The organism is Vagococcus bubulae, assembly GCF_003950315.1.
Classification (GTDB): Bacteria; Bacillota; Bacilli; order Lactobacillales; family Vagococcaceae; genus Vagococcus; species Vagococcus bubulae.
On sequence record NZ_NGJT01000030.1, the window covers coordinates 1 to 21,317 of the forward strand.

Below are 21,317 nucleotides of genomic sequence, written 5' to 3' on the forward strand. Positions count from 1 at the left end.
TCGGTTGTCTCTCGCTTCGCGAGACAACCAATTCTCATTAAAAATAAGAGAATCATCTGTTAAATTGAGTAGTTTTCTTGTATTATTATCCATAGGGGTATTCTCCTTTGTAATTTTGGTTTTAGTCGACTTAATTTTACCAATAAGAATGCCTCTTTTTCTATGTCTAAATAAAAAATCGCATTGATAGAATTTAATCTATCAACACGATTTAGTGTACAGCCTCTAGTGGCAAAAAGGAGTTGTTTATTTACTTTGGAGGAGTAAATAAAATGAAAAAGTTTGTTAGGGTTGTTTTGTTGGTATGCTTACATAATAATCTCTAACAATGATAAAACCATGCCTTTTTTTATTAGTTTATTTAAACTTTTACTTAAGAAAATATAAAGACAAAGTCCTCTCTACTTTTCTTTATACAATTTAAATCCTGGAATAGTAAGCATTATACATAAACTTACTAAATAAATAGCTGATAAGCAAACCACAACAGCTGTTAAAGAATAATTATCCATTAAAAATCCAATCACAACAGAAGAAAATCCTCCGATTGCTCTTCCCAAGTTCATAATCACATTATTAGCTGTCGCACGAATTTCTGTTGGATAGAGTGAACTAATAATCGCACCATATCCTCCATACATACCATTTATAAAATACCCTACTAGCATGGTAGATAATAACAAACTCCACTGTCCTTTGGCTAAAACAATCAAATAAACTGATAATGATGAAAAGATTAAAAATAAACCAAATGATAATCTTGGACCTAATTTATCCATAACAGTTCCAAAAGTTAACATTCCTAAACTCATACCAAATATAGTACTAATCATCCATAATGATGATCCTGATACTGATAACCCTAATTGTTTTTGCATAATTGAAGGTAACCAATTCATTAAGCCAAAATAGCCTGCAATTTGGACAGTTACCATTAACGTTAATCCAACAGTTTGCCAAGTTGTTTTACCATCTTTAAATAATAAAGACAGTTTTGGTTTTTCACCACTTTCTTGACGTTTTGTAAAGCTTTCTGGTTCTGTTAAACCTCGGCGGATAAATAAAACAAAGAATATTGGTAACACACCAATCACATACAACATTTTCCATCCCAATACTGGAATAATTAAAGATGCTAAAATTGCTGCTATAATCGCTCCAACTTGTCCACCAATCGCAACAACAGACGTGGCTCTGGCTAAATTTTTCTTAGAAAATGTTTCAGATACAAGTGACATACAAGCCCCATACTCTCCACCTGCTCCAATCCCTGCAATAAAACGGAATAAATACACTAAATAAATATTTGAAGCAAAAAACATTAATAATGACGCAATCGAAAAGGTGATAACCGTGTATGAAAATACTTTAACTCGACCTATCTTATCTGCTAAAAGACCAAAAAAAATACCACCTGCTAGCATGCCCAAATTAGTAATAGTGGAAATAAATCCCGCTTGAGCACTTGTAACCTGTAGTGAAGAAATAATAGATGATAATGAAAATGCTAAAAACATGATATCCATGTTCTCTAAACCAATACCTGCCGCCGTTGATACTAAAACTTTTCGTTGATACTTAGACACGAACAATCTCTCCTTCTTTTAACCATTTTTACTATTAAATCATAATTATTCATAAAAAGAAAGAAAAATTTTCGTTTTTTGTTATTTAGCAATAAAAAATAAAGACATCAAACAACGTGTTACAGTCATTCAATGTCTTCTCATTCTATTTATCATAAACAATCGTTACAGGTCCATCATTTTCGATTGATACAAGCATATCTGCTCCAAAAACACCCTCTTTTACTTCTAGGCCTTCTTGACGTAACTGCTCATTGAAAAAATCATATAGTCGACTCGCCATATCAGGGTGGCCTGCCTTAGCAAAACTTGGTCGATTTCCTTTTTTCGTATCAGCAAGTAAGGTAAATTGAGAAATAGACAAGATACTTCCCTCAATTTGATGAATATCTAAATTCATTTTACCTGACTCATCTTCAAACACTCTTAACTTACTAATCTTTTTCGCCAAATATTCTGCTTCTTTTTCAGTATCTTCTTCTGCTATACCAACTAAAAGTACATATCCTTTGTTAATGGAACCCACTATCTTTTCTTCTATTGTAACACTTGCTTTTGAAACTCGCTGAAGAACAACACGCATCTTTATTCACCTATCCTTTTGTTCGTTTCACACTATGAACGTCTGGTATATTTTTTATTTTATCAACAATTTGTTCTAGATGAGCTAAATTACGGATGCTAATCGTTAAATGGATAACTCCCATTTTATTTTTTGCTGTTTTTGCTTCCACGCTCATTAGTTTTTTCGTATTAGCATTCACCACTAACAACACATCATTCAATAAACCAGAACGATTATACCCATAAATTTCTAAATCAGCATTATATTCTTGATCACTGTTTGCTGCGGTGTCTTCCCACTCTACTTCAATCTGACGTTCTTTTACTTCAGGTGAACTATTCATATTCGGGCAATCTTTTCGATGGATAGATACCCCTCGACCTTTTGTAATATAGCCAACAATCTCATCCCCTGGCACTGGGTTACAACAACGACTAATCCGAACCAATAGATTATCCGCACCTTGAATAACGATCCCACCTTCATGACGAATCTTCATTCGGTTAACTTCTTTTTTCTGTGCAGATTGTTTCATTAATTCTTCGTTTTCTTCTTGTTGTTTCTTAATACCCCGTTCTTTACGTTCTTTTTCTGTTAGACGATTAAAGACAACTTGTGCTGTGACTTCACCAAAACCAACGGCCGCATATAAATCATCTAATTGTTGAAATGCAAATTTTTCTAAAGCATCATCGACTTTTTCTTTTGTTAAAAAGTCTTTTGCAACAAAGTCATTATCTTCAAATAATTTTTCAAGTTGATGCTTCCCTTTATCGATGTTTTCTTCTCTATCACGAATTTTAAAGAAGCGTTTGATTTTATTTCTAGCTTTACTTGTGACAACCATATTCACCCAGTCTTGGCTTGGACCAAATGAATTTTGAGACGTTAAGACTTCGATGATATCGCCATTTTTTAGTTTATAATCCAGTGGAACCATCTTGCCATTAACTTTTGCACCTGTTGTTTTATTCCCGACTTCAGTATGAATATTATAAGCAAAATCAAGTGGTCCTGAGCCTTTAGGTAATTCTGTTACATCACCTTTTGGCGTAAACACATAGACTTTATCACTGAAAATCTCACCTTTGACGTTATCCATAAATTCAGATGCATCATAATTTTCATCTTGTAGCTCAATAATTTCACGAAGTAGACTAATTTGATTAGCATTATTATCCGTTTGCTGTTCTGTTTTTCCTTCTTTATATGCCCAATGAGCAGCTACCCCAAACTCGGCAATTTGATGCATTTCATGTGTTCTAATTTGAATTTCAATCGGACTGCCATTTGGCCCAATAATCGTCGTATGAAGAGATTGATACATATTCGTCTTAGGAACTGCAATATAATCTTTAAATCGTCCAGGAAGTGGTTTCCACTTTGTATGAATCGCGCCTAAAACAGCATAACAATCCTTGATTGAGTCTACAATTACTCGAATAGCTAGTAAATCATAAATTTCTGAAAACTCTTTTTTCTTGTCATGCATTTTACAATAAATCGAGTAGATATGTTTGGGACGACCATAAATTTCACCATAAATTCCCAATTCTTCTGTGGCTTCTCTAATTTCTTCTACTGCTTGAGCCACATATTGCTCACGTTCGCCACGTTTTGATTTCATCAAGTGGACAATACGATAATATTGGCGAGGGTTCAAATAATGAAGTGAACGGTCCTCTAATTCCCACTTAATCAAACTAATCCCCAAACGATGAGCTAGCGGGGCATAAATTTCCAATGTTTCTTTTGCAATACGTCGTTGTTTATCTTCTCTTAAATGATTCAGTGTTCGCATATTATGCACTCTATCTGCTAGTTTCACCATAATGACACGCAAGTCTTGTGACATCGCTAATAGCATTTTACGATGATTTTCAGCTAATTGTTCTTCATGTGACTTATATTTTATTTTCCCAAGTTTTGTCACACCATCTACTAACATCGCAACATCAGGACCAAATTCTTTTTCTAAATCGTCTAACGTCACATCTGTATCTTCTACAACATCATGTAAAAAACCAGTTGCAACCGTGTGAGGATCCATATTTAATTCAGCCAAAATTCCTGCTACTTGGATAGGATGAATAATATAAGGCTCTCCTGATTTTCTAAATTGTCCTTTATGTGCTTCTCTTGCATAATCACTTGCTTTTTCAACAAATGCGACATGCTGAGGGTTCATATACGTCGATACCATTTTTATGACTTCTTCAGCGGTTAAATCTTTTTCTTTTGGCATGTTTTCCCCTCCTTATGAAAAAAAAGTACCACAATAGTACTTTTTAACTTAATTTTTATTACTTTTATTATAACGCACTTAAATCACTATTTTCAATTTATGATGAGTTTTTTCGTGTTTTATTTTTTATTTAACTCCCATTGATAACTCATTACTGATAACGCATAAAGCGGAGCGGTTTCTGCTCGTAAAATACGTGGACCTAAGGCACAGCACTGAACCTTTTTTTCTACTAATAACTCAATTTCTTCTGGTGTAATACCACCTTCAGGGCCAAATACAATCAATAGAGAGTCACCTGGCTGACAAGTCATTAATGTTTTCACAAGCTGACTATTCTCACCTTGTTTACTAGACTCTTCATACGCCACTAAACACTGTGTAAAGTCAGTTGTTTTCTCTAGTAAATCATTAAAAGAACCATACAATGACACACTAGGTACTACTTGTCTATGAGATTGCTCAGATGCTTCTTTGACGATTTTTTCAAGTCTTTGTGCTTTTTTGTTTCGTTTTTTCTCATCCCATTTCACCACAGAGGTTTTCGAAGGAAAAGCAATCAACCCATGCATCCCTAATTCCGTTGCTTTTTGAGCGACAAGTTCTAACTTATCTCCTTTAGTATAGCCACAGGCGATAATAACCTTTACTGGCATCTCTTTTGCCATTTCTTCTTTAGCAACTTCCTCAAAGATAATTTTTTCATCTGTTATCTCAATAATTTTCGCTTTTATAGCATGTTCATTTTTAAAAACTAAAAAACACTCATCGTCTAGTCCCATTCGCATCACATGTTTCGCATGATGAAAATCGTCTCCAACTAAATTGAAGGTTTCTTGTTCTTCATAATCACAAGGCAAAAAATATCGTTGCATATCTAGTCCTCCAATTGTTTTTTAACAATAATGGCATACCAGTCTTTTTGTTTAAACAACTGATCAACGACAAATTTCTCTTTTTCTAACTCAGATAAAATCATTGGTATTTTATCTTCAATAATTCCAGAGATAATCAGTGTTCCATCATCTTTTAGACAACGATGAGCGTCTTTTAACATTAATACAATAATATCAGCTAAAATATTTGCCACAATCACGTCCGCTTTTTTATCAACACCATTTAATAAATCATTCGCCGAAACATGAACATCTTTTGCCACTGGATTTAGCGCCATATTTTCTTTAGCAGAATTTACAGCAACTTCATCTAAATCATAAGCAAATACCTCTTTTGCACCTAAAAACTTACTTGCAATACTTAAAACACCTGAACCTGTTCCCACATCAAGTACTGTTTCCCCACCTCGTAGTGTCACTTCAAGTGCTTGTAACGTCAAACGAGTTGTTGGGTGTGTCCCCGTACCAAATGCCATTCCTGGATCAAGATAAATGATATGTTCATCAGGATTGTTTGGTGTATAGTCTTGCCACTCAGGTACAATGGTTAAATAACGACTGATATTAACTGGGTGATAATATTTTTTCCAAGCAGTTGCCCAATCACTCTCCTCCACTTCAGAGGCTGTAATGTTATGTTCTCCAATGTCTAAACCAAATGTCGCAAGTTCTTCAACTTTTAACTGAATACTTGGAATAATTTCTGGTAAAAATAATGTTTCCGGAAAATAAGCAATGACTTCTGCCCCTTCTTTTCTATGAGAAAAAGTCTCCTTATCTAAAATTTCACCAAAAGGGTCACTTTCAAAATTAACTAAGTCCATCGAGTCCTCAATAGCTACCCCATTAGCTCCTGCTTCCATTAAAATACTTGATACTGCTTCTACTGCCTCACTGGAAGTAATAACAGATAATTGATTCCATTTCATTGTCTGATCTCCCTTTTAATACTTTGGATAAGCTACCATAGCTGTCCCGTTATTATTTTTCTTTTCCTCTTCAAACGCCTCATCATTCCACACTAATTCAAATGTTTCGATGGTTTCATCATTTAAGAAGTCTAATAAATCATCTTGTCCATTCACTAACACTTCTGCTAAATAGTTTGCTAAAGCTTTAATATCACCTTTTAACATTCCTTTTTTACGATTAAATGGAATCATAGCTAAATACTCTAACTCATCAGGTACTTCTTTATCCTCAGCATATAATACTAAACTATCTTCAAATTCAATCACTTCTTCTTCCGATTGAACCCCTTCTTCGTCTTCGATGACATCGTTTGATTTATTTTCAGCAAATAATACAACAGATACTTCAATACGATGTTGTTTGACATCCCAATCAATGGCAAAGTCAAATTCTTCTAAGGCTTTTTCAAGTTGTTTTTCTAATTCTGTTAACATATTGTCTTTCATTTTTTCACACACTTACACTTTCTTTGTATTGTCTCTATCATACAAAAGTTGGTAGCATTTGCCAATACTAAACCTATGTTATAATGAGTTTATTAAAGGGGGAAGACAGATGAATAAACCTCTCGCTTATCGTATGAGACCAAAAACCATTGATGACGTGGTTGGGCAAAAGCACTTAGTCGGTGAAGGAAAAATTATTCGCCGAATGGTTGATGCCAAACAATTATCCTCTATGATTTTATATGGTCCACCTGGAACTGGAAAAACGAGTATTGCAAGTGCTATTGCTGGTTCAACTCACTATGCTTTTCGCATGTTGAATGCCGCAACCGACAGTAAAAAGGATTTACAAATTGTTGTAGAAGAGGCCAAAATGAGTGGCACACTTATTTTATTACTAGATGAAGTCCATAGACTTGATAAACCAAAACAAGATTTTTTATTACCTCATTTAGAGAATGGACGCGTGATTTTAATTGGAGCAACAACGGAAAATCCCTATATTTCAATTAATCCTGCGATTCGCAGTCGAACACAAATTTTTGAAGTCAAACCTCTCACTGAACAAGATATTAAAAAAGCGATTAATAGAGCGTTAACTGATAAGGTAGATGGTTTAGGAAATCTTGATGTAATACTCACTGATGAAGCCATGATTCATTTAACACGTGCGACAAATGGTGATTTAAGGAGTGCGTTAAATGGTTTAGAACTTGCTGTAAAGTCAACTAAGCCAGATGATGCTGGGAAAATAAACATTACACTAGAAATCATAGAAGAATGTGTGCAACGAAAATCGCTTACCCATGACAAAGATGGAGATGCCCATTATGATGTGATTTCTGCGTTTCAAAAAAGTATTCGTGGAAGTGATGTGGATGCTGCCTTGCATTACATGGCTAGACTGGTTGAAGCTGGGGATATGATGTCAATTTGCAGACGACTCATGGTGATTGCATATGAAGACATTGGTCTAGCTAATCCTGGTGCTTGTGCAAGGACTGTATCTGCTGTCCAAGCAGCTGAAAAATTAGGATTTCCCGAAGCACGAATACCACTTGCTAATGCTGTGATTGATTTATGTTTATCACCAAAATCAAATTCAAGTATTGTCGCCATTGATAACGCGTTAAGTGACATCAGACAAGGAAACACAGGAGACGTGCCTGATCATTTGAAAGACTCACATTACAAGGGTGCGGAAAAATTAAATCGCGGAGTAGACTACAAATACCCACATAGTTTTGATAATCATTGGGTCAAGCAACAATACTTACCAGATAAAATAAAATATGCCACTTACTACGAACCTGTTCAAACAGGAAAATATGAAATGGCGTTAGGAAAACAATGGGAGTGGCTCACTTCACAAAAGAAACGCCAGTCCTAACAATTGAAGAATCTGAATTCCTGTGCTATTATATAACTAAGATATCTGTGATGTACGCAGTATCCCCATTAGTGTTGACCGAACAAATCGTTTCACTTTGGGAATCAACGAGTATTTATTAAAAACACGCCTTTTCATTTGGTAGTTTGAGGTATTTACAGCGATTCCCACCTGCATTATTTAGCGGGTTCAACCATCCGGGATACAAAACGGCATCGACGGATATTTTTTGGCAATTTGCGTCATGCAAATTGCCTTTTTATCATGTTTAAATGAAAAGGTTGTGGTATGTTGTTAAAAATGATTCTTTTAGTTTTTGCTTTTATTTTATGTATTATTAGTTATTTTTTATCAAAGAAACAACAGGCTTTGTTAGTTGTCTTTACAGAAAAAAATCAATCAACACTAAAAAATTTTTCAATTTCACTTCTTTTACTGGCAGTCATTGGTATTGTAATTGGGTTATTTTTTGCAACAAAGCTTATTAGTTTAATTTACATCTTTATTGTACTTTGCGTTTCATCAATATTTAGTATAATATTATCTCAAAACATTCACTAAGGGGAGTATGGATTATCATGCAAAAACAATACAAAAAAATATTGGTCGCAATGGATGGATCAAAAGAAGCAGAACGCGCACTTAAAAAAGCTGTGCATGTGGCTAAACGAAATGACGCTACCCTTTACATTGCTCACATTGTTGATATGCGTGCATTTGAAACAGTCTCATCTTATGATGAAACACTCGCAACAAATGCCAAAAAAGAAGCTGAAGCAGCCTTAGCACAATATGTAGAATATGCTAATGAGCACCAATTTGAAAAGGTTGAAACTGTTATCCGTATTGGAGTACCTAAAATTGTCCTCTCTGAAGATTTACCAAAAGAATTAGGTATCGATTTAATTATGATTGGGGCTACTGGATTGAACGCTATGGAGAGAATTTTACTTGGTTCTGTATCAAGCTACGTCTCTGTTCATGCTAAAAGTGACGTTTTAGTTGTTCGTACAGATATGGATAATAAACAATAAAAACACATTAAAGACAATAAAAAAGACGAGAATCCACTGATGGTTTCTCGTCTTTTTTCTATCTCATTATTTTTTTAATGCTTCAACGTCTCTTGCAATCATTAATTCTTCATCTGTTGGAATTAATAACACTTTAACTTTAGAATCATCTGTTGAAATCACACGTTCTTCACCACGAACATTGTTTTTCTCAGCGTCCATTTCACAACCAAAGACACTTAAACCATCAATGATGTTTTTACGAATATCGATTGCATTTTCACCAATACCTGCTGTAAAGACAATCGCATCCACACCGTTCATTGTTGCAACATAGCTACCAATGTATTTACGGATACGGTCTTCAAAGATTTCAATTGCTACTTTAGCAGCTTCTGTATCAGCGTTTTCTAAGTCACGCATGTCACTTGAAATACCTGATAAACCTAGTAAACCTGATTTTTTGTTTAAAATCTCAACCATTTCTTTAATATCAGTAATTTCTAATTTACCCATTAAATATTGTAATAATGACGCATCAATATCACCTGAACGAGTTCCCATAGTAACACCAGCTAATGGTGTGAATCCCATTGATGTATCAATTGATTTTCCACCATCAACAGCTGTGATAGACGCCCCGTTACCTAAGTGACAAGTGATGATTTTTAATTCCTCAATTGGTTTACCTAACATGTCAGCAGCACGTTCTGCTACATAACGATGACTTGTTCCGTGTGCCCCATATTTTCTTGCGCCATATTTTTCATAGTATTCTGTTGGAATGCTATATAAATAGTTTACTTTAGGCATTGTTGTATGGAATGATGTATCGAATACTCCAACATTTAATGTGTTTGGCAATAATTTTTGGAATACGCGGATAACTTTCGCTTCTGCTGGGTTATGTAATGGCGCAAATTCTGCTAAATCATCAACTAGAGCAAGTGCTTCGTCATCGATAATAGCTGATTCTTTGAAATGTTCTCCACCAGCTACAATACGGTGACCAGCTCCTGTGATTTCTTCAAAAGATTCAATGATGTTTAATGCTGTTAATTGTTCTAATAACATATTAATAGCAATTTCATGATCTTCAATATCTTTAATTACTTCATATTTTTCATCTTCGCCATATTTGATTGTAAAAATTGAATCATTTAATCCAATTCTTTCAACGATTCCTTTAGCGATAACTGTTTCTTCTGGCATTGTATATAATTGCCATTTTAAACTTGAACTTCCAGCATTGATTGCGATTGTTTTTGACATGTTTGTTTTCTCCCCTATTTTATATTCGATTCGCACCATTGACGAAACTGATTAACAAAATTTAACACACTTTGATTTTCTTTTAAAGAAGGTAATTCAGCAAGCAGCACTTCTTGAGCTTGCATAGCATTATCTCCTTTATTTTGGACAAGTACAATCGATTTCCCTAAACTTTTTTGACTAAAAAGAGTTTTTGGTAATTGTAATATACCTTGCAGATAAACTTCTTCAACTAACCATTTTTTTAGAACGTCTGCTTGATCTGTTTCTAAGAAATTATTTGGCACTAAAAATAAACCAAATCCTCCCTCTTTCACATACTTCATGCTTTGTTCCATTAATAAATGATGTGCGTAACTATGTTCAGTAGAAAAAGATGTCATGAAGTCTTTTGCTACCTCATCTTTTGGATAGTATCCAATCGGTAAGTCTGCTACTGCAACATCTAATGGCTCAATAAGCAATGGTTCTAAAGAATCTTGATGAAATAATTCTGCTTCTAATCCTAACCAATTTTTATTTACAGCGGCTACTTCTAATAATAACTCATCGACATCAACGCCAATTCCTTTAATATTAGTATAACCAGCTATACTTAAATTGCTCAAAATAGTATAAAGTAAATTACCCATACCAACAGACAAGTCCCCAACAACCATATTGTCTTTTTTATGTTTCATCAATTGTTCAATCATATAAACAAACAAAAAGCCAATACCATCTGGCGTTAGTTGATGATTTGCTTGAAGTGGTTCCACTTTTAAGCCACTAAGTAATGTTAACTGAGTGATTTTTCTCTTTTCTTCAGTTGACAACGCCATGTTTAATAACTCTTGATAATAGGTTTCAAGTTGCTCGACTTCTAGCTGACTTGGAACATCATCAATCACACGAACACTGCCACCATCCAATAAATTCTCTCCGTTTTCGACATAAGCATCAAAAAAAGATGTATCTAGTGTTTGCTGAAGCAATTTCACAGATTCATGCATATCTTTAAAGCCTATCTCCACATTCGTTTGAGACAATTGTGTCACCTCTTCCTTGTCTTATTCACAAATCTCTTACTTTCCTATTCTATCGAAAGCATTAGGATATTTCAAGGTATTCAAACTGAAAATGATAGGGTTTTTTCGAAGTTTTGATAGCCTTTACTCAATATTTACAAAAACCTGTCGTTTAAAACCCGTGTTCAACTCAATAAAGAGTTTTACATAGGTTCCATGTTTACTTTTTTCCAGTTTTACTTTTCCAATATTATACTCAATTATTTGTGACGTATCATTTTCCATTATCAAAGCATATTTTTTATATTTTTCTTCTAACGTATCTGCTATATAGGCATCTGTCGCTTGCTTTATCACCTGTTGTTTTCGCTGATAATCGTCAATAAAATATAATGTTGTAATGGTAATCAATGTTAATACCGCCAAAAAAGGAAGAGCTATGCTTCCTTCTTTATTTCTTAAGAAAGTAAACATACTCTTCCCCCTCTAAAGTAACTAATGTCATTTCAATCAGTGAATCAAATTCAATGAAAGATACGGATTTTAATCCAACTATAATCGGTTGAAAACCTGGTTTTTTTCGCAATTTATCTTCATACATGTCAAAAACAATTCGTTCATCTGCTTTTCCATCTACTACTTTTTTATAAACTAATGCTGCTGGTTTTACTTCTAATAACGTTAATGCCTCAATTTCATGTTCTAGCTGTCTTTTACCAATTTGTACTTCTAAATAAGAGGCATCTTCTTGATACTCCCATAGCCGATTGACCTGTTTAATAAAAGGCGTCAAAAATAACAGTAATCCTGTCATCAGACTTAGTGCGATTAAACACTCTAATAATGTAAACCCACCATTTAATTTTTCTTCGTGGTTAGTATCTCTAATTGAGTCCCTTCTTTTTCTACAATAAAATGGTCATCACTACTTTCTATTAATACAATATGCTGTTTCTTGGCTTTTTCTCTTAATGCTTGTTCATCAAGTTTAGTTTCTATACATTCCCATTCTTTGGCAAAAATGGCTAATTCTAAATGCAATTGATTATGATGTTCTTGTTGCCTTAAAAATAATACGGTTTCCATCATAAATAATATGCCTATTGTTAAAATAAATAATGCCAAAAGACTTTCAAATAATAAAAATCCTTCATTGTCTTTCCACATACTTAAATACCTTACTACTTCCTAATTGAACAATATAGTCAATTTTCGTTTGTGACGATTGATCGAAAAATGAAAATGTTTCTAATTTACTTGGACTCGCTGTTCCAGGTTGTAACTCAAGCGAACTTTTTTTATTAATTCTTAATGGTGCCTCTATATTCACTATTTCTTCTGTCTTTCGTCCTTTTATTGTATAGCTAAACACTAATTTTTGCGAATGTTTGTCTGCTAGAATATGACTACTCTCTTTTTCTATAATGGCACTGTGCTGACTTTTTTCATATAACCTTTCAAACATCACCAGCTGTGCTGTGACATTTTGTTTTTCTTTCCACTTTTCTATTCTGATAACTGGTAATAATCCAAATATACTAATAACCAGTAACACGCATAAACATTCCCATAGAGTAAACCCATCATTATTCAACTTTAATGCCTATTTTTTCTGCCTTATCTTTTTGTTCTTTCGAAATATACCCACCTTGTACTAACTCATCTAAATCTTTTGGTCTTTCATTATTATCTAAATAATACATCTCTGTTTGTGTTTGAATCACTTTACCTAAGGCTTCATCACCTTGTTTATTAATACTCGCTTGTTGTTTAGAAAGGTTTGGTACAAACAAAATAATTAATACAGCTATGACTAGTAATACAATCAGCATTTCAAGTAAAGTAAAGCCATCATTCTTCTTTCTTAATTTATTTAACCGTTTCAATAAAAATCCCCCATTCCACTATATATTGGTAATAATAACGAACCATAAACCGATACAATTAATATGGCTATGATTAAAAAGGTTACTGGCTGAAGCCATTGAATCTTTTTCTCACATTCTGTCATAAAGGTTTCCCACTCTCGTTCCCCAAAAATGACTAACTCTTGCCCTAGTTGTCCATGAACTTCACCTTGTCTAATAATCCACGTTAATTCAGGTTTTAAAAAAGTCCATTGACTAATTGGCTCATCAATAAAAATGCCTTGCTCCAACTTTGTTTTTATCTCTTTTGACATTTCTTGCATTAATTGTGAGTATCCTTTTTGTTGCATAATCAATACAACCTCTTTAAATTCCATTCCTTGAGATAATAAATTCCCCCATTCTGTTGCAAACAATGATGTATAATAACTGGTTAAAAGTTTTCCGATAACTGGCAGTCGAACATAAAGCATCAGTTTCTTTATTTGCGAGTGTCGATTTAACCGATTGACTACTAAATAACCAGATAATATCAAAACACTTATAAACAATAGGCCATATTTCAGTCCTTTATCAATCAAATTAAACAACGATGGTGTTGCTGGATCTTGTGATAACTCAGAGAGCTGTGGTAGTATCACCCACTTCATTCCAACTATCATCCCTACTAAAAAGATTAATAACAAAACAGGATAGCTTAATACCTTTATCATTTCTTTTCGCTGTTTTTGTCGTTCTTTCATTTGCGAAGACATTCTCTTTAACGTTCCAACTAAATCCCCATGAACTTCTGAGAATTTAATTGGTGCCAACTGCTCTTTTGAAAAACCTACTCCCAGTAAACACTTTGCTAAAGACTCACCTTTTAGTAGTTTTCTTTCAATATAAGTCAATTGTTTTTCTTGTTTGAAAGAAATAGTCTTCATAAATTGAATACTTTGTTCCAAACTAAACCCATTTTCTAACAAATTACCTAATAGGTAGATAAACTCATATTTTTCTTGATGACTATAAGGTTTAATTTTTATAGGTTTGATAGGTTTTTTGTGTGATTTTCTTTTCATAATAGGCTTTTTGCAAACTTTTTTCCCACTCATCCTCGCCTTCTTTATCAAACATATCGTATAACACACCATATTTTTCTTTAGAAATTAATGGCAACATCTCTTGATATACAATCCCTTGTATACTTTGATTCATTTCCTCTTTAGGAATCCCTAATTCTATTAATCTTGCTTCAACTCCTTTCCTATTTTTAGCATGTATAGTCGAAAAAACTAAATGTCCAGTCAAAGCTGCTCTCATAGCCATTTGTGCCGTTTCAGTATCTCTTATTTCGCCTATCATCAAGCAATCTGGTCGATGCCTTAAACACACTTTAATCAGTTCCTGATACGTTAAACCGATTTTTTCATTGACTTGAAATTGAAGACAACCTACATCCTCTATCTCAACTGGATCTTCTATCGTGATGATATGTTTATTTTCCTGATGAATTAAATATTGCATTAATAAATGCATGGTGGTTGATTTCCCAGAACCAGTAGGGCCTGAAAATAAAAATAACCCATTGCGTGTGATTTGATTTTTTATTTTTTCAATTTGGTTATCATCAACAAACTGAAGACTTTTACTCGACATAAGATATAAAAAACGAATCACGAGTGTTTCACGATTCAAAAAATCCCCTACAACAGATAAACGAATTCGAAAACTACCTTTTTTTATTTTAATAGTCGTTCCACCCATTTGAACTTTACGTTTTTCGGCGATATCCATTCCTGCAAGGTATTTAAAATATAAAATTAATTGCTCAGCTGTTTTATAGGGTAATGAGTCATAGTTTGTCATATCATGATGCTGTCGAAATGATACCTCATACATTGATGAAGATTTAGGGAGAATATACAAATCACTCACTTGGTTTGTATAACCAAATTCCAATAATTTTTTAGCTAGTTTTTTCATATTTTTTTCCTTTCTCATCTTTAATATTTGCTTTTTTTTAAAAATACTCTTAAAAAAGCAAAAAAAAACAACCAGAATTTTTTCTAGTTGTTTTTTGCTTTATTGTTACATGTCCGCAGATGTAAAGACCTCAGAAACATCGTCATCATCTTCTAAAATATCAACAATCTTATCTAATTTTTCTTTGTCTGATTCACTCAATTCAACAAGCGTTTGTGGCACCATGGTTAATTCTGCTTGTGCTAACGTATAATCCTTTTCTAATGCATCTCGTACTGTTGTAAATTCACTTGGATCAGTATAAATTTCAAATACTTCCTCTGATACTTCGATGTCGTCTCCGCCTGCTTCTAGCACGCTTAACATCATGGTGTCTTCATCTACATCCAAGCCTTCTCTTTCAATCACAATGTAACCTTTTCGATCAAACATATAAGATACCGAACCAGATTCTCCTAGAGAACCGCCATTTTTATTGAATGCGACACGCACATTCGTTGACGTCCGATTTCGATTATCTGTTAGCGTATGAACTAAAATAGCTACTCCTGCTGGGCCATAACCTTCATAAACCACTTCATCATAATTTTCGCCCTCACCCGCACTCGTTGCTTTTTTGATTGCACGTTGAATATTATCATTTGGCATATTCGCTGTTCTTGCTTTATCTAACACTAATCTTAGCGAAGGGTTAGAAGACGGATCAGAACCACCACTTTTTGCTGCCATATAGATTTCACGCGATAATTTTTGGAACACTTTACCACGTTTAGCATCCTGTGCTCCTTTTCTATTCTTAATGTTATTCCATTTTGAATGTCCTGCCATTTCAATTCCCCTCTTTCTAAAATAATATCAAACATATAATGTCATTTTATCATAAGTTGATTAAAAAAGAGACCTCACTCTAACCTATTTTGACTTTTTATGACCAAATTCAAAATAAATCACTAACATCACACAAGCTGTCAGTGCTCCTATACTATCAAGCATCACATCTTGAAAAAGTGGGGTTCTATCTCCTGTTAACATCTGATGAAATTCATCCATTGCAGCGTATCCTGTGGCACTAAACCAAGCAAAGAACAAACTAAATAGTGATTTCTTTAATTTTGAATGCAATATTAAAAATAAACTACCACCCAAAATAAAAAACGTCAAAAAATGAGCTGCTTTTCGAATAAAAAATTCCACAAATTTAAAATAGCCCATCGCTTTAATACTCACCTCACTACCACCATAATAGAACGCTACATTTTGTAATTTAGAAGCGAACGGCTCACTAGCTAGCCACTTTTGAAGAAATGGAACAGAACTTTGCTCTGTATAAGTTTTTGATGAACTATAGAATAAAATAACCATAATCACCATTGCGATTACTGTGTAAACTTTCGGTTGACTTAATTTACTTTTCATAATGAACTTCTCCAATCTTAAACTTTTTTCCTTTTTTATCATTGTTTTTTAATAGTATAGGGTATAATATAACCATAATGAAAGGAGTCAGATAATATGACATATTCAATAACATGGGATTTAGATTCAATTTTCAATGGAGGCATTGACTCAAAAGAGTTAGAACAACGCCTATTATTACTAGATGATGAAATTACAGAGTACCAATCACTTGTCACAGACTGGAATCCAGAAACAGATGCGCCAGAATTTAAAGCATTCGAGGCTATCATGACGGTCCAAGAAAAAATATCTAAAGGGTTTGGCCAAACAATCAGCTTTGTTAATGCCATTCAATCAGCAGATGTTAACAATAAAAAAGCAGGTAGTGTATTAGCTGGATTATTTACAAAACATACTGGATTTAAAAACGCTAATGTCCTTTTCTATAAAAAGCTAACTAACCTGTCAACTGATACTTGGAATGCTCTCCTTGCTTCAGATTTTGCTCAAAAACAAGGTGTGGCTTTTAATTTAACAGAAGCTCGTGAACAAAGCAAACGCCTATTAAGTGAAAAAGAAGAGTCAGTGATTAACCAATTATCAACAGATGGCTTTAATGCTTGGAGCGCCCACTATGATACGATTGTGGCAAACATCCAAATTCCATTTGAAGAAGATGGAAAAACAACTTATCTTTCAGCAGGTCAAGCATTTAATCGCATGATGGGAGACGCTGATACAGATGTTAGACAACGTTTATTTGATACATGGGAAAAAACGTGGGCAAATTATGCCCCACTATTTTCTGATACATTAAACCATTTAGACGGTTTCCGATTAACAAATAATAAACTACATGGCATCACCGATCACTTAGAGATTCCATTAGAATACAACCGCATGAAAAAAGAAACATTGGACGCTATGTGGGGAACAATCGCTGAAAACAAACAACCATTCGTTGATTTCTTAACTCGTAAAGCACAATTATTCGGTAAAGAAAAAATGGATTGGCAAGATCAAGATGCGCCTGTTATTTTAGGTGACTTTGAAGAAAAACGCTACACATTTAATGAAGCGGCTGATTTTATTGTTGAAAACTTCAATAAATTTAGTCCTAAAATGGCGGACTTTGCTAAAATGGCCTTTGAAAAAAGCTGGATTGAAGCAGAAGATAGACCAGGTAAACGTCCGGGTGGTTATTGTACTGGGTTACCAGAAAACGAAGAATCTCGTATCTTCATGACTTATGGTGAATCAATCAACGAAGTGTCTACATTAGCTCACGAATTAGGACATGCTTTCCATTCACACGTGATGTGGGATTTACCATCCGTTAGCCAAGATTACGCCATGAACGTAGCAGAAACAGCTAGTACATTTGCTGAATTGATTGTAGCTGACGCAACACTTAAACAAGCGAAATCAACAGAAGAAAAAATCAATTTACTTGATATTAAAATGCAAAATGCCACAGCGATGTTTATGAACATTCATGCACGTTTCATTTTTGAAAATAATTTCTATACTGAACGCAAAGAAAAAGTCTTAACAGATACTGAAATCACTGATTTAATGGTAGCTGCTCAAAAAGAAAGCTATTGTGATTCTCTAAATTCATATCACCCACATTTCTGGGCAAGTAAATTGCATTTCTACATTGATGACGTGCCATTTTATAACTTCCCATACACATTTGGTTACCTATTCAGCTTAGGTATTTATGCTTTCGCTCAAAAACAAGGAACATCATTTGAAGATGACTATATCGCTTTATTACGTGATACAGCGTCAATGACAACCGAAGAATTAGCTCAAAAACATTTAGGCGTTGATTTAACATCAAATGAATTTTGGCAAGCTGGAATTGATATGATGATTCAAGATGTGAACACATTCTTAGAATTAACTGAAGACTACGTTAAATAATTTAAAAACCTCTATGATTGAGCAACTTCAATCATAGAGGTTTGTTTATTTAGTAAAATCAATTTTTTTACTCATCCAATACATAATGAACCCACCAACTGTCATAGAGAATAATTCACCTATGCCAATAATCAACCAGTTATAGAAAAATGGTAAATCATATAATATTGTGAGTTGACCTGCAACTGTAAACATGGATAATGCGAAAACAATAGCTGTTATGACCATTTTTATTTTCATATTCTTAACATGTTTAGTGATAGCATCATTTATTACCAATACTAAAAACGTGCTAATACTTCCAACTAATACATCAATAATTCCTAATGGTGAAAAAGCATTAGCTATTGCCACACCTAATGTCACAGCAACTATGTAGCGTTTGTTATAAAGCGATAAGTAATTAAACATCTCAGATACTCTCAACTGAATCGTGCCAAAACTAATGACTGATAACACTAACGTCACTGCAACATACAATCCTGCCACAATGGCCATCTTTGCTGTGTCTTTTGTTGTCCAAGAGGCTACAGCAGATTGTTCTTTTTTATTTTCCATTTACATTTCTCCTTTACAAGGATTACCTTGCTAATAACTACAACCAAAGGATGTGAGAAAAATTTCCCAACGAAGTGTTGTAGTGCGAAAACTCGCTAATTAATAGGATACACTTTTTTTACAAAAAAACAATCCTATTTCGTCATCCATCCTCCATCAATTGGTACTATACTTCCTTGTATGTAAGATGAGGCTTGACTTGCTAAAAATAGTGTCAATTGTGCTACTTCTTCAGGAGATGCCCAACGTTTACAAGGTGTTTCATCTGCTACCCATCTAGCCATCTGAGCATCACCCGAAAAATCAGCTGCGTTCATTGGCGTTTTGATAGCACCTGGAGCTATCCCAACCACATGAATCCCTTGATTAGCATAATCTAAGGCTAATTGTTTCGTAAACCCGACAATCGCATGTTTTGACATAGTGTAACTAATACCACCGCCACCACCAATTAACCCAGCGATAGAGGCCATATTGATAATTGTGCCACCTTGTTGTTCTAACATAATTGGTAAAATTAACTTAGTTAACCGAAAATAACTTTTCACGTTCGTTTCATAGATATCATCCCATAAATCCTCAGATGTTTCGACTAATGGTTTAAAATCATCTAACTTACCAGCAGTATTTAATAATATATCTATTTTGTTATACTTGGCTAAGCACTCGCTAACCGCTTGTTCCAAATCATCTATATTGGTGACATCACCTTTAAAAAAAGTAAATCGACTAGAAAAATCGCAGTCAACTTCTGTTTTATCAAAACCAAACACATATGCTTCTTGTTCTAAAAATAAACGAGCTTGCTCTTTTCCTATACCAGACGCCACCCCTGTGACAAAGACTACCTTGCCTTCAAACTCTGTATAAATAATACCACTCATTACTCAACTATCTCCCAATCATCTGCTAAAATATCGCACACAGTTGGAGCAAAACTTGAAAATCCTTCATCACTTGTTTTAATTAAAAAATAATCAGTCACTGGACAGTTATCATAGTTTTCTCCTGATACAAGTGTGACATATAACTCAAAACCACCCAGCCTTTTCTAATCACTTTTTTGCCTGCTTTTAATTCTGATAATATTTTTTCAAATGTCATATTCTCTCTCCTATTGATTTATTGTTGATAAAATTCGTTTAAATTCATTAATAGCATCTTGATCTTCTGATGTTTTAAATGCTCGTTCATTGATTTGACTTCTAGAAATTTCTCCCTCATCACTTGCTTCAGAAAAACCTACTGATAGAGAAGCACCACTATTTAACTCATAAATCATGCCATTATCACATAAAATATATTTAATGATTGGTTTATTCACATCTGCTACTTCACTAAAGCCAGCTGCAAAAGAACTTTGTTGGCGCTCATCTGTTGCACCCAGTGTGCCATTGGTCGAATAATAAAATGTCACACCGCCTACGACATGCAATGGAAAATAATCGTATCCAGGATTATCTAAATCCTGTGCCATGGCCAATCCATCTGGTGTTACTGCATACCAATCGCCTCTTCCAGCAGAACCATGATCAAAAAATTCAGATGTCACTGCCATACCACCAATTTTAGCTCGATTGCTTGCCCAATTTAAAAATTGCTGATTAATTTCTTTAATAAGATTACGTTGATAATACTTGTCTTTGGATAACGTTGTAATACTAGAATTTTGTTCTAATTTTTCTTCTGAGGTAGATGATGACTCATCTATTTTGACTGTCGTTGAACTATCTTTAGTACTTGATTGACTACTTATTTGTGTACTTGAGCTTGTATCACTGACTTTTATGTCAGGTGTTTTCTCTTGCTTGCCACAACCAACCAGTGCCATTGATAAAAACATAATTAATAACCCTTTTTTCATGATATCTCCCCACATTCATTTGTTTAATAAATTAAGTTTAACATGAATAGATAATTGACTCGATAAAAAAACTAGCACAAGTCTAATCTGACTCATGCTAGTAATACATTTTATTCGGCTGTACACTAAATCGTGTTGATAGATTAAATTCTATCAATGCGATTTTTTATTTAGACATAGAAAAAGAGGCATTCTTATTGGTAAAATTAAGTTGACTAAAACCAAAATTACAAAGGAGAATACCCCTATGGATAATAATACAAGAAAACTACTCAATTTAACAGATGATTCTCTTATTTTTAATGAGAATTGGTTGTCTCGCGAAGCGAGAGACAACCGA

Annotated in this window: 23 protein-coding genes, 1 other RNA gene and 1 pseudogene; 4 read left to right on the top strand and 21 right to left on the bottom strand. The window is 34.0% G+C overall.

From position 1 onward, the window contains the following. Window positions 1-401: 401 nt before the first annotated feature. The 6 genes from CBF36_RS10945 to CBF36_RS10970 all read right to left on the bottom strand — a co-directional run bounded on the left by CBF36_RS10945 (window position 402) and on the right by CBF36_RS10970 (window position 6,710). On the bottom strand, window positions 402-1,586 hold the full coding sequence (locus CBF36_RS10945) for an MFS transporter (protein ID WP_125958445.1): 1,185 nt from the start codon (window positions 1,584-1,586) through the stop codon (window positions 402-404). A gap of 145 nt (window positions 1,587-1,731) precedes the next feature. Continuing rightward, complete coding sequence (dtd, locus tag CBF36_RS10950) at window positions 1,732-2,169, bottom strand: D-aminoacyl-tRNA deacylase (RefSeq protein ID WP_125958446.1); 438 nt, start codon at window positions 2,167-2,169, stop codon at window positions 1,732-1,734. A 10-nt stretch (window positions 2,170-2,179) separates the two neighbouring features. After that, the gene (locus CBF36_RS10955; RefSeq protein WP_125958447.1) at window positions 2,180-4,396 is read right to left on the bottom strand and encodes a RelA/SpoT family protein; all 2,217 of its coding nucleotides are present in this window, start codon (window positions 4,394-4,396) and stop codon (window positions 2,180-2,182) included. 119 nt (window positions 4,397-4,515) lie between these two features. Then, a complete protein-coding gene (locus CBF36_RS10960) occupies window positions 4,516-5,271 on the bottom strand; it encodes a 16S rRNA (uracil(1498)-N(3))-methyltransferase (protein WP_125958448.1) in 756 nt (251 codons plus the stop codon). A 2-nt stretch (window positions 5,272-5,273) separates the two neighbouring features. Next, the gene (gene prmA / locus CBF36_RS10965; protein ID WP_125958449.1) at window positions 5,274-6,221 is read right to left on the bottom strand and encodes a 50S ribosomal protein L11 methyltransferase; all 948 of its coding nucleotides are present in this window, start codon (window positions 6,219-6,221) and stop codon (window positions 5,274-5,276) included. Window positions 6,222-6,236: 15 nt separating this feature from the next. Continuing rightward, window positions 6,237-6,710 (bottom strand): DUF3013 family protein, encoded by a 474-nt coding sequence (locus tag CBF36_RS10970; protein WP_125958450.1) that lies wholly within the window; start codon window positions 6,708-6,710, stop codon window positions 6,237-6,239. A 109-nt stretch (window positions 6,711-6,819) separates the two neighbouring features. Between CBF36_RS10970 and CBF36_RS10975 the strand changes: the two genes are divergently transcribed. The 3 genes from CBF36_RS10975 (at window position 6,820) to CBF36_RS10985 (ending at window position 9,134) form a co-directional block, all read left to right on the top strand. After that, window positions 6,820-8,100, top strand: coding sequence for a replication-associated recombination protein A (locus CBF36_RS10975; protein ID WP_125958451.1), 1,281 nt, complete (start codon window positions 6,820-6,822; stop codon window positions 8,098-8,100). Window positions 8,101-8,139: 39 nt separating this feature from the next. After that, window positions 8,140-8,329: non-coding RNA, 6S RNA (ssrS, locus tag CBF36_RS10980), on the top strand. A gap of 349 nt (window positions 8,330-8,678) precedes the next feature. Then, complete coding sequence (locus CBF36_RS10985) at window positions 8,679-9,134, top strand: universal stress protein (RefSeq protein WP_125958452.1); 456 nt, start codon at window positions 8,679-8,681, stop codon at window positions 9,132-9,134. Between the two features lie 66 nt (window positions 9,135-9,200). On the opposite strand, the gene CBF36_RS10990 is transcribed toward CBF36_RS10985, so the two are convergent. From CBF36_RS10990 to CBF36_RS11040, 11 genes are all read right to left on the bottom strand, one after another. Beyond that, window positions 9,201-10,385, bottom strand: coding sequence for an acetate/propionate family kinase (locus CBF36_RS10990; protein WP_125958453.1), 1,185 nt, complete (start codon window positions 10,383-10,385; stop codon window positions 9,201-9,203). A gap of 14 nt (window positions 10,386-10,399) precedes the next feature. After that, window positions 10,400-11,413: a class I SAM-dependent methyltransferase gene (locus CBF36_RS10995; RefSeq protein ID WP_416340703.1), complete on the bottom strand. Its 1,014-nt coding sequence runs from the start codon at window positions 11,411-11,413 to the stop codon at window positions 10,400-10,402. A gap of 123 nt (window positions 11,414-11,536) precedes the next feature. Continuing rightward, the gene (locus CBF36_RS11000; RefSeq protein ID WP_125958454.1) at window positions 11,537-11,866 is read right to left on the bottom strand and encodes a hypothetical protein; all 330 of its coding nucleotides are present in this window, start codon (window positions 11,864-11,866) and stop codon (window positions 11,537-11,539) included. Continuing rightward, window positions 11,844-12,281, bottom strand: coding sequence for a competence type IV pilus minor pilin ComGF (gene comGF / locus CBF36_RS11005; protein WP_276330750.1), 438 nt, complete (start codon window positions 12,279-12,281; stop codon window positions 11,844-11,846). Before comGF ends, CBF36_RS11000 begins: the two co-directional genes overlap by 23 nt. Beyond that, window positions 12,251-12,559, bottom strand: coding sequence for a type IV pilus modification PilV family protein (locus CBF36_RS11010; protein ID WP_125958456.1), 309 nt, complete (start codon window positions 12,557-12,559; stop codon window positions 12,251-12,253). Before CBF36_RS11010 ends, comGF begins: the two co-directional genes overlap by 31 nt. Next, window positions 12,543-12,947: a hypothetical protein gene (locus CBF36_RS11015; protein ID WP_165865467.1), complete on the bottom strand. Its 405-nt coding sequence runs from the start codon at window positions 12,945-12,947 to the stop codon at window positions 12,543-12,545. The genes CBF36_RS11010 and CBF36_RS11015 overlap by 17 nt, the downstream gene beginning before the upstream one ends. Window positions 12,948-12,978: 31 nt before the next feature. After that, window positions 12,979-13,278 carry a competence type IV pilus major pilin ComGC gene (gene comGC / locus CBF36_RS11020; protein WP_270279935.1) on the bottom strand — a complete coding sequence of 100 codons (300 nt, stop codon included), beginning with the start codon at window positions 13,276-13,278 and terminating at the stop codon, window positions 12,979-12,981. Beyond that, entirely contained in the window at window positions 13,275-14,357 is a 1,083-nt protein-coding gene (gene comGB / locus CBF36_RS11025; protein ID WP_165865468.1) for a competence type IV pilus assembly protein ComGB, read from the bottom strand. The genes comGC and comGB overlap by 4 nt, the downstream gene beginning before the upstream one ends. Beyond that, a complete protein-coding gene (gene comGA / locus CBF36_RS11030; RefSeq protein ID WP_243638026.1) occupies window positions 14,278-15,228 on the bottom strand; it encodes a competence type IV pilus ATPase ComGA in 951 nt (316 codons plus the stop codon). Before comGA ends, comGB begins: the two co-directional genes overlap by 80 nt. Before the next feature lie 105 nt (window positions 15,229-15,333). Beyond that, complete coding sequence (locus CBF36_RS11035; RefSeq protein WP_125958460.1) at window positions 15,334-16,056, bottom strand: YebC/PmpR family DNA-binding transcriptional regulator; 723 nt, start codon at window positions 16,054-16,056, stop codon at window positions 15,334-15,336. A gap of 84 nt (window positions 16,057-16,140) precedes the next feature. Next, window positions 16,141-16,644 (bottom strand): VanZ family protein, encoded by a 504-nt coding sequence (locus CBF36_RS11040; RefSeq protein WP_125958461.1) that lies wholly within the window; start codon window positions 16,642-16,644, stop codon window positions 16,141-16,143. A 96-nt stretch (window positions 16,645-16,740) separates the two neighbouring features. Here CBF36_RS11040 and CBF36_RS11045 point away from each other — a divergent pair, with 96 nt between their 5' ends. Continuing rightward, window positions 16,741-18,555 carry a M3 family oligoendopeptidase gene (locus tag CBF36_RS11045; RefSeq protein ID WP_125958462.1) on the top strand — a complete coding sequence of 605 codons (1,815 nt, stop codon included), beginning with the start codon at window positions 16,741-16,743 and terminating at the stop codon, window positions 18,553-18,555. Between the two features lie 45 nt (window positions 18,556-18,600). Here CBF36_RS11045 and CBF36_RS11050 read toward each other — a convergent pair whose 3' ends face one another. From CBF36_RS11050 to CBF36_RS11065, 4 genes and pseudogenes are all read right to left on the bottom strand, one after another. Further along, window positions 18,601-19,113: a QueT transporter family protein gene (locus CBF36_RS11050; protein ID WP_125958463.1), complete on the bottom strand. Its 513-nt coding sequence runs from the start codon at window positions 19,111-19,113 to the stop codon at window positions 18,601-18,603. 134 nt (window positions 19,114-19,247) lie between these two features. Next, window positions 19,248-19,997 carry a 3-oxoacyl-ACP reductase gene (locus tag CBF36_RS11055; protein WP_125958464.1) on the bottom strand — a complete coding sequence of 250 codons (750 nt, stop codon included), beginning with the start codon at window positions 19,995-19,997 and terminating at the stop codon, window positions 19,248-19,250. Further along, window positions 19,997-20,217, bottom strand: a pseudogene (locus tag CBF36_RS11060) (DUF2829 domain-containing protein). The gene CBF36_RS11055 and the pseudogene CBF36_RS11060 overlap by 1 nt, the downstream one beginning before the upstream one ends. 10 nt (window positions 20,218-20,227) lie before the next feature. After that, window positions 20,228-20,977, bottom strand: a complete 750-nt coding sequence (locus CBF36_RS11065; RefSeq protein ID WP_125958465.1) for a hypothetical protein — start codon at window positions 20,975-20,977, stop codon at window positions 20,228-20,230. Window positions 20,978-21,317: the final 340 nt, after the last annotated feature.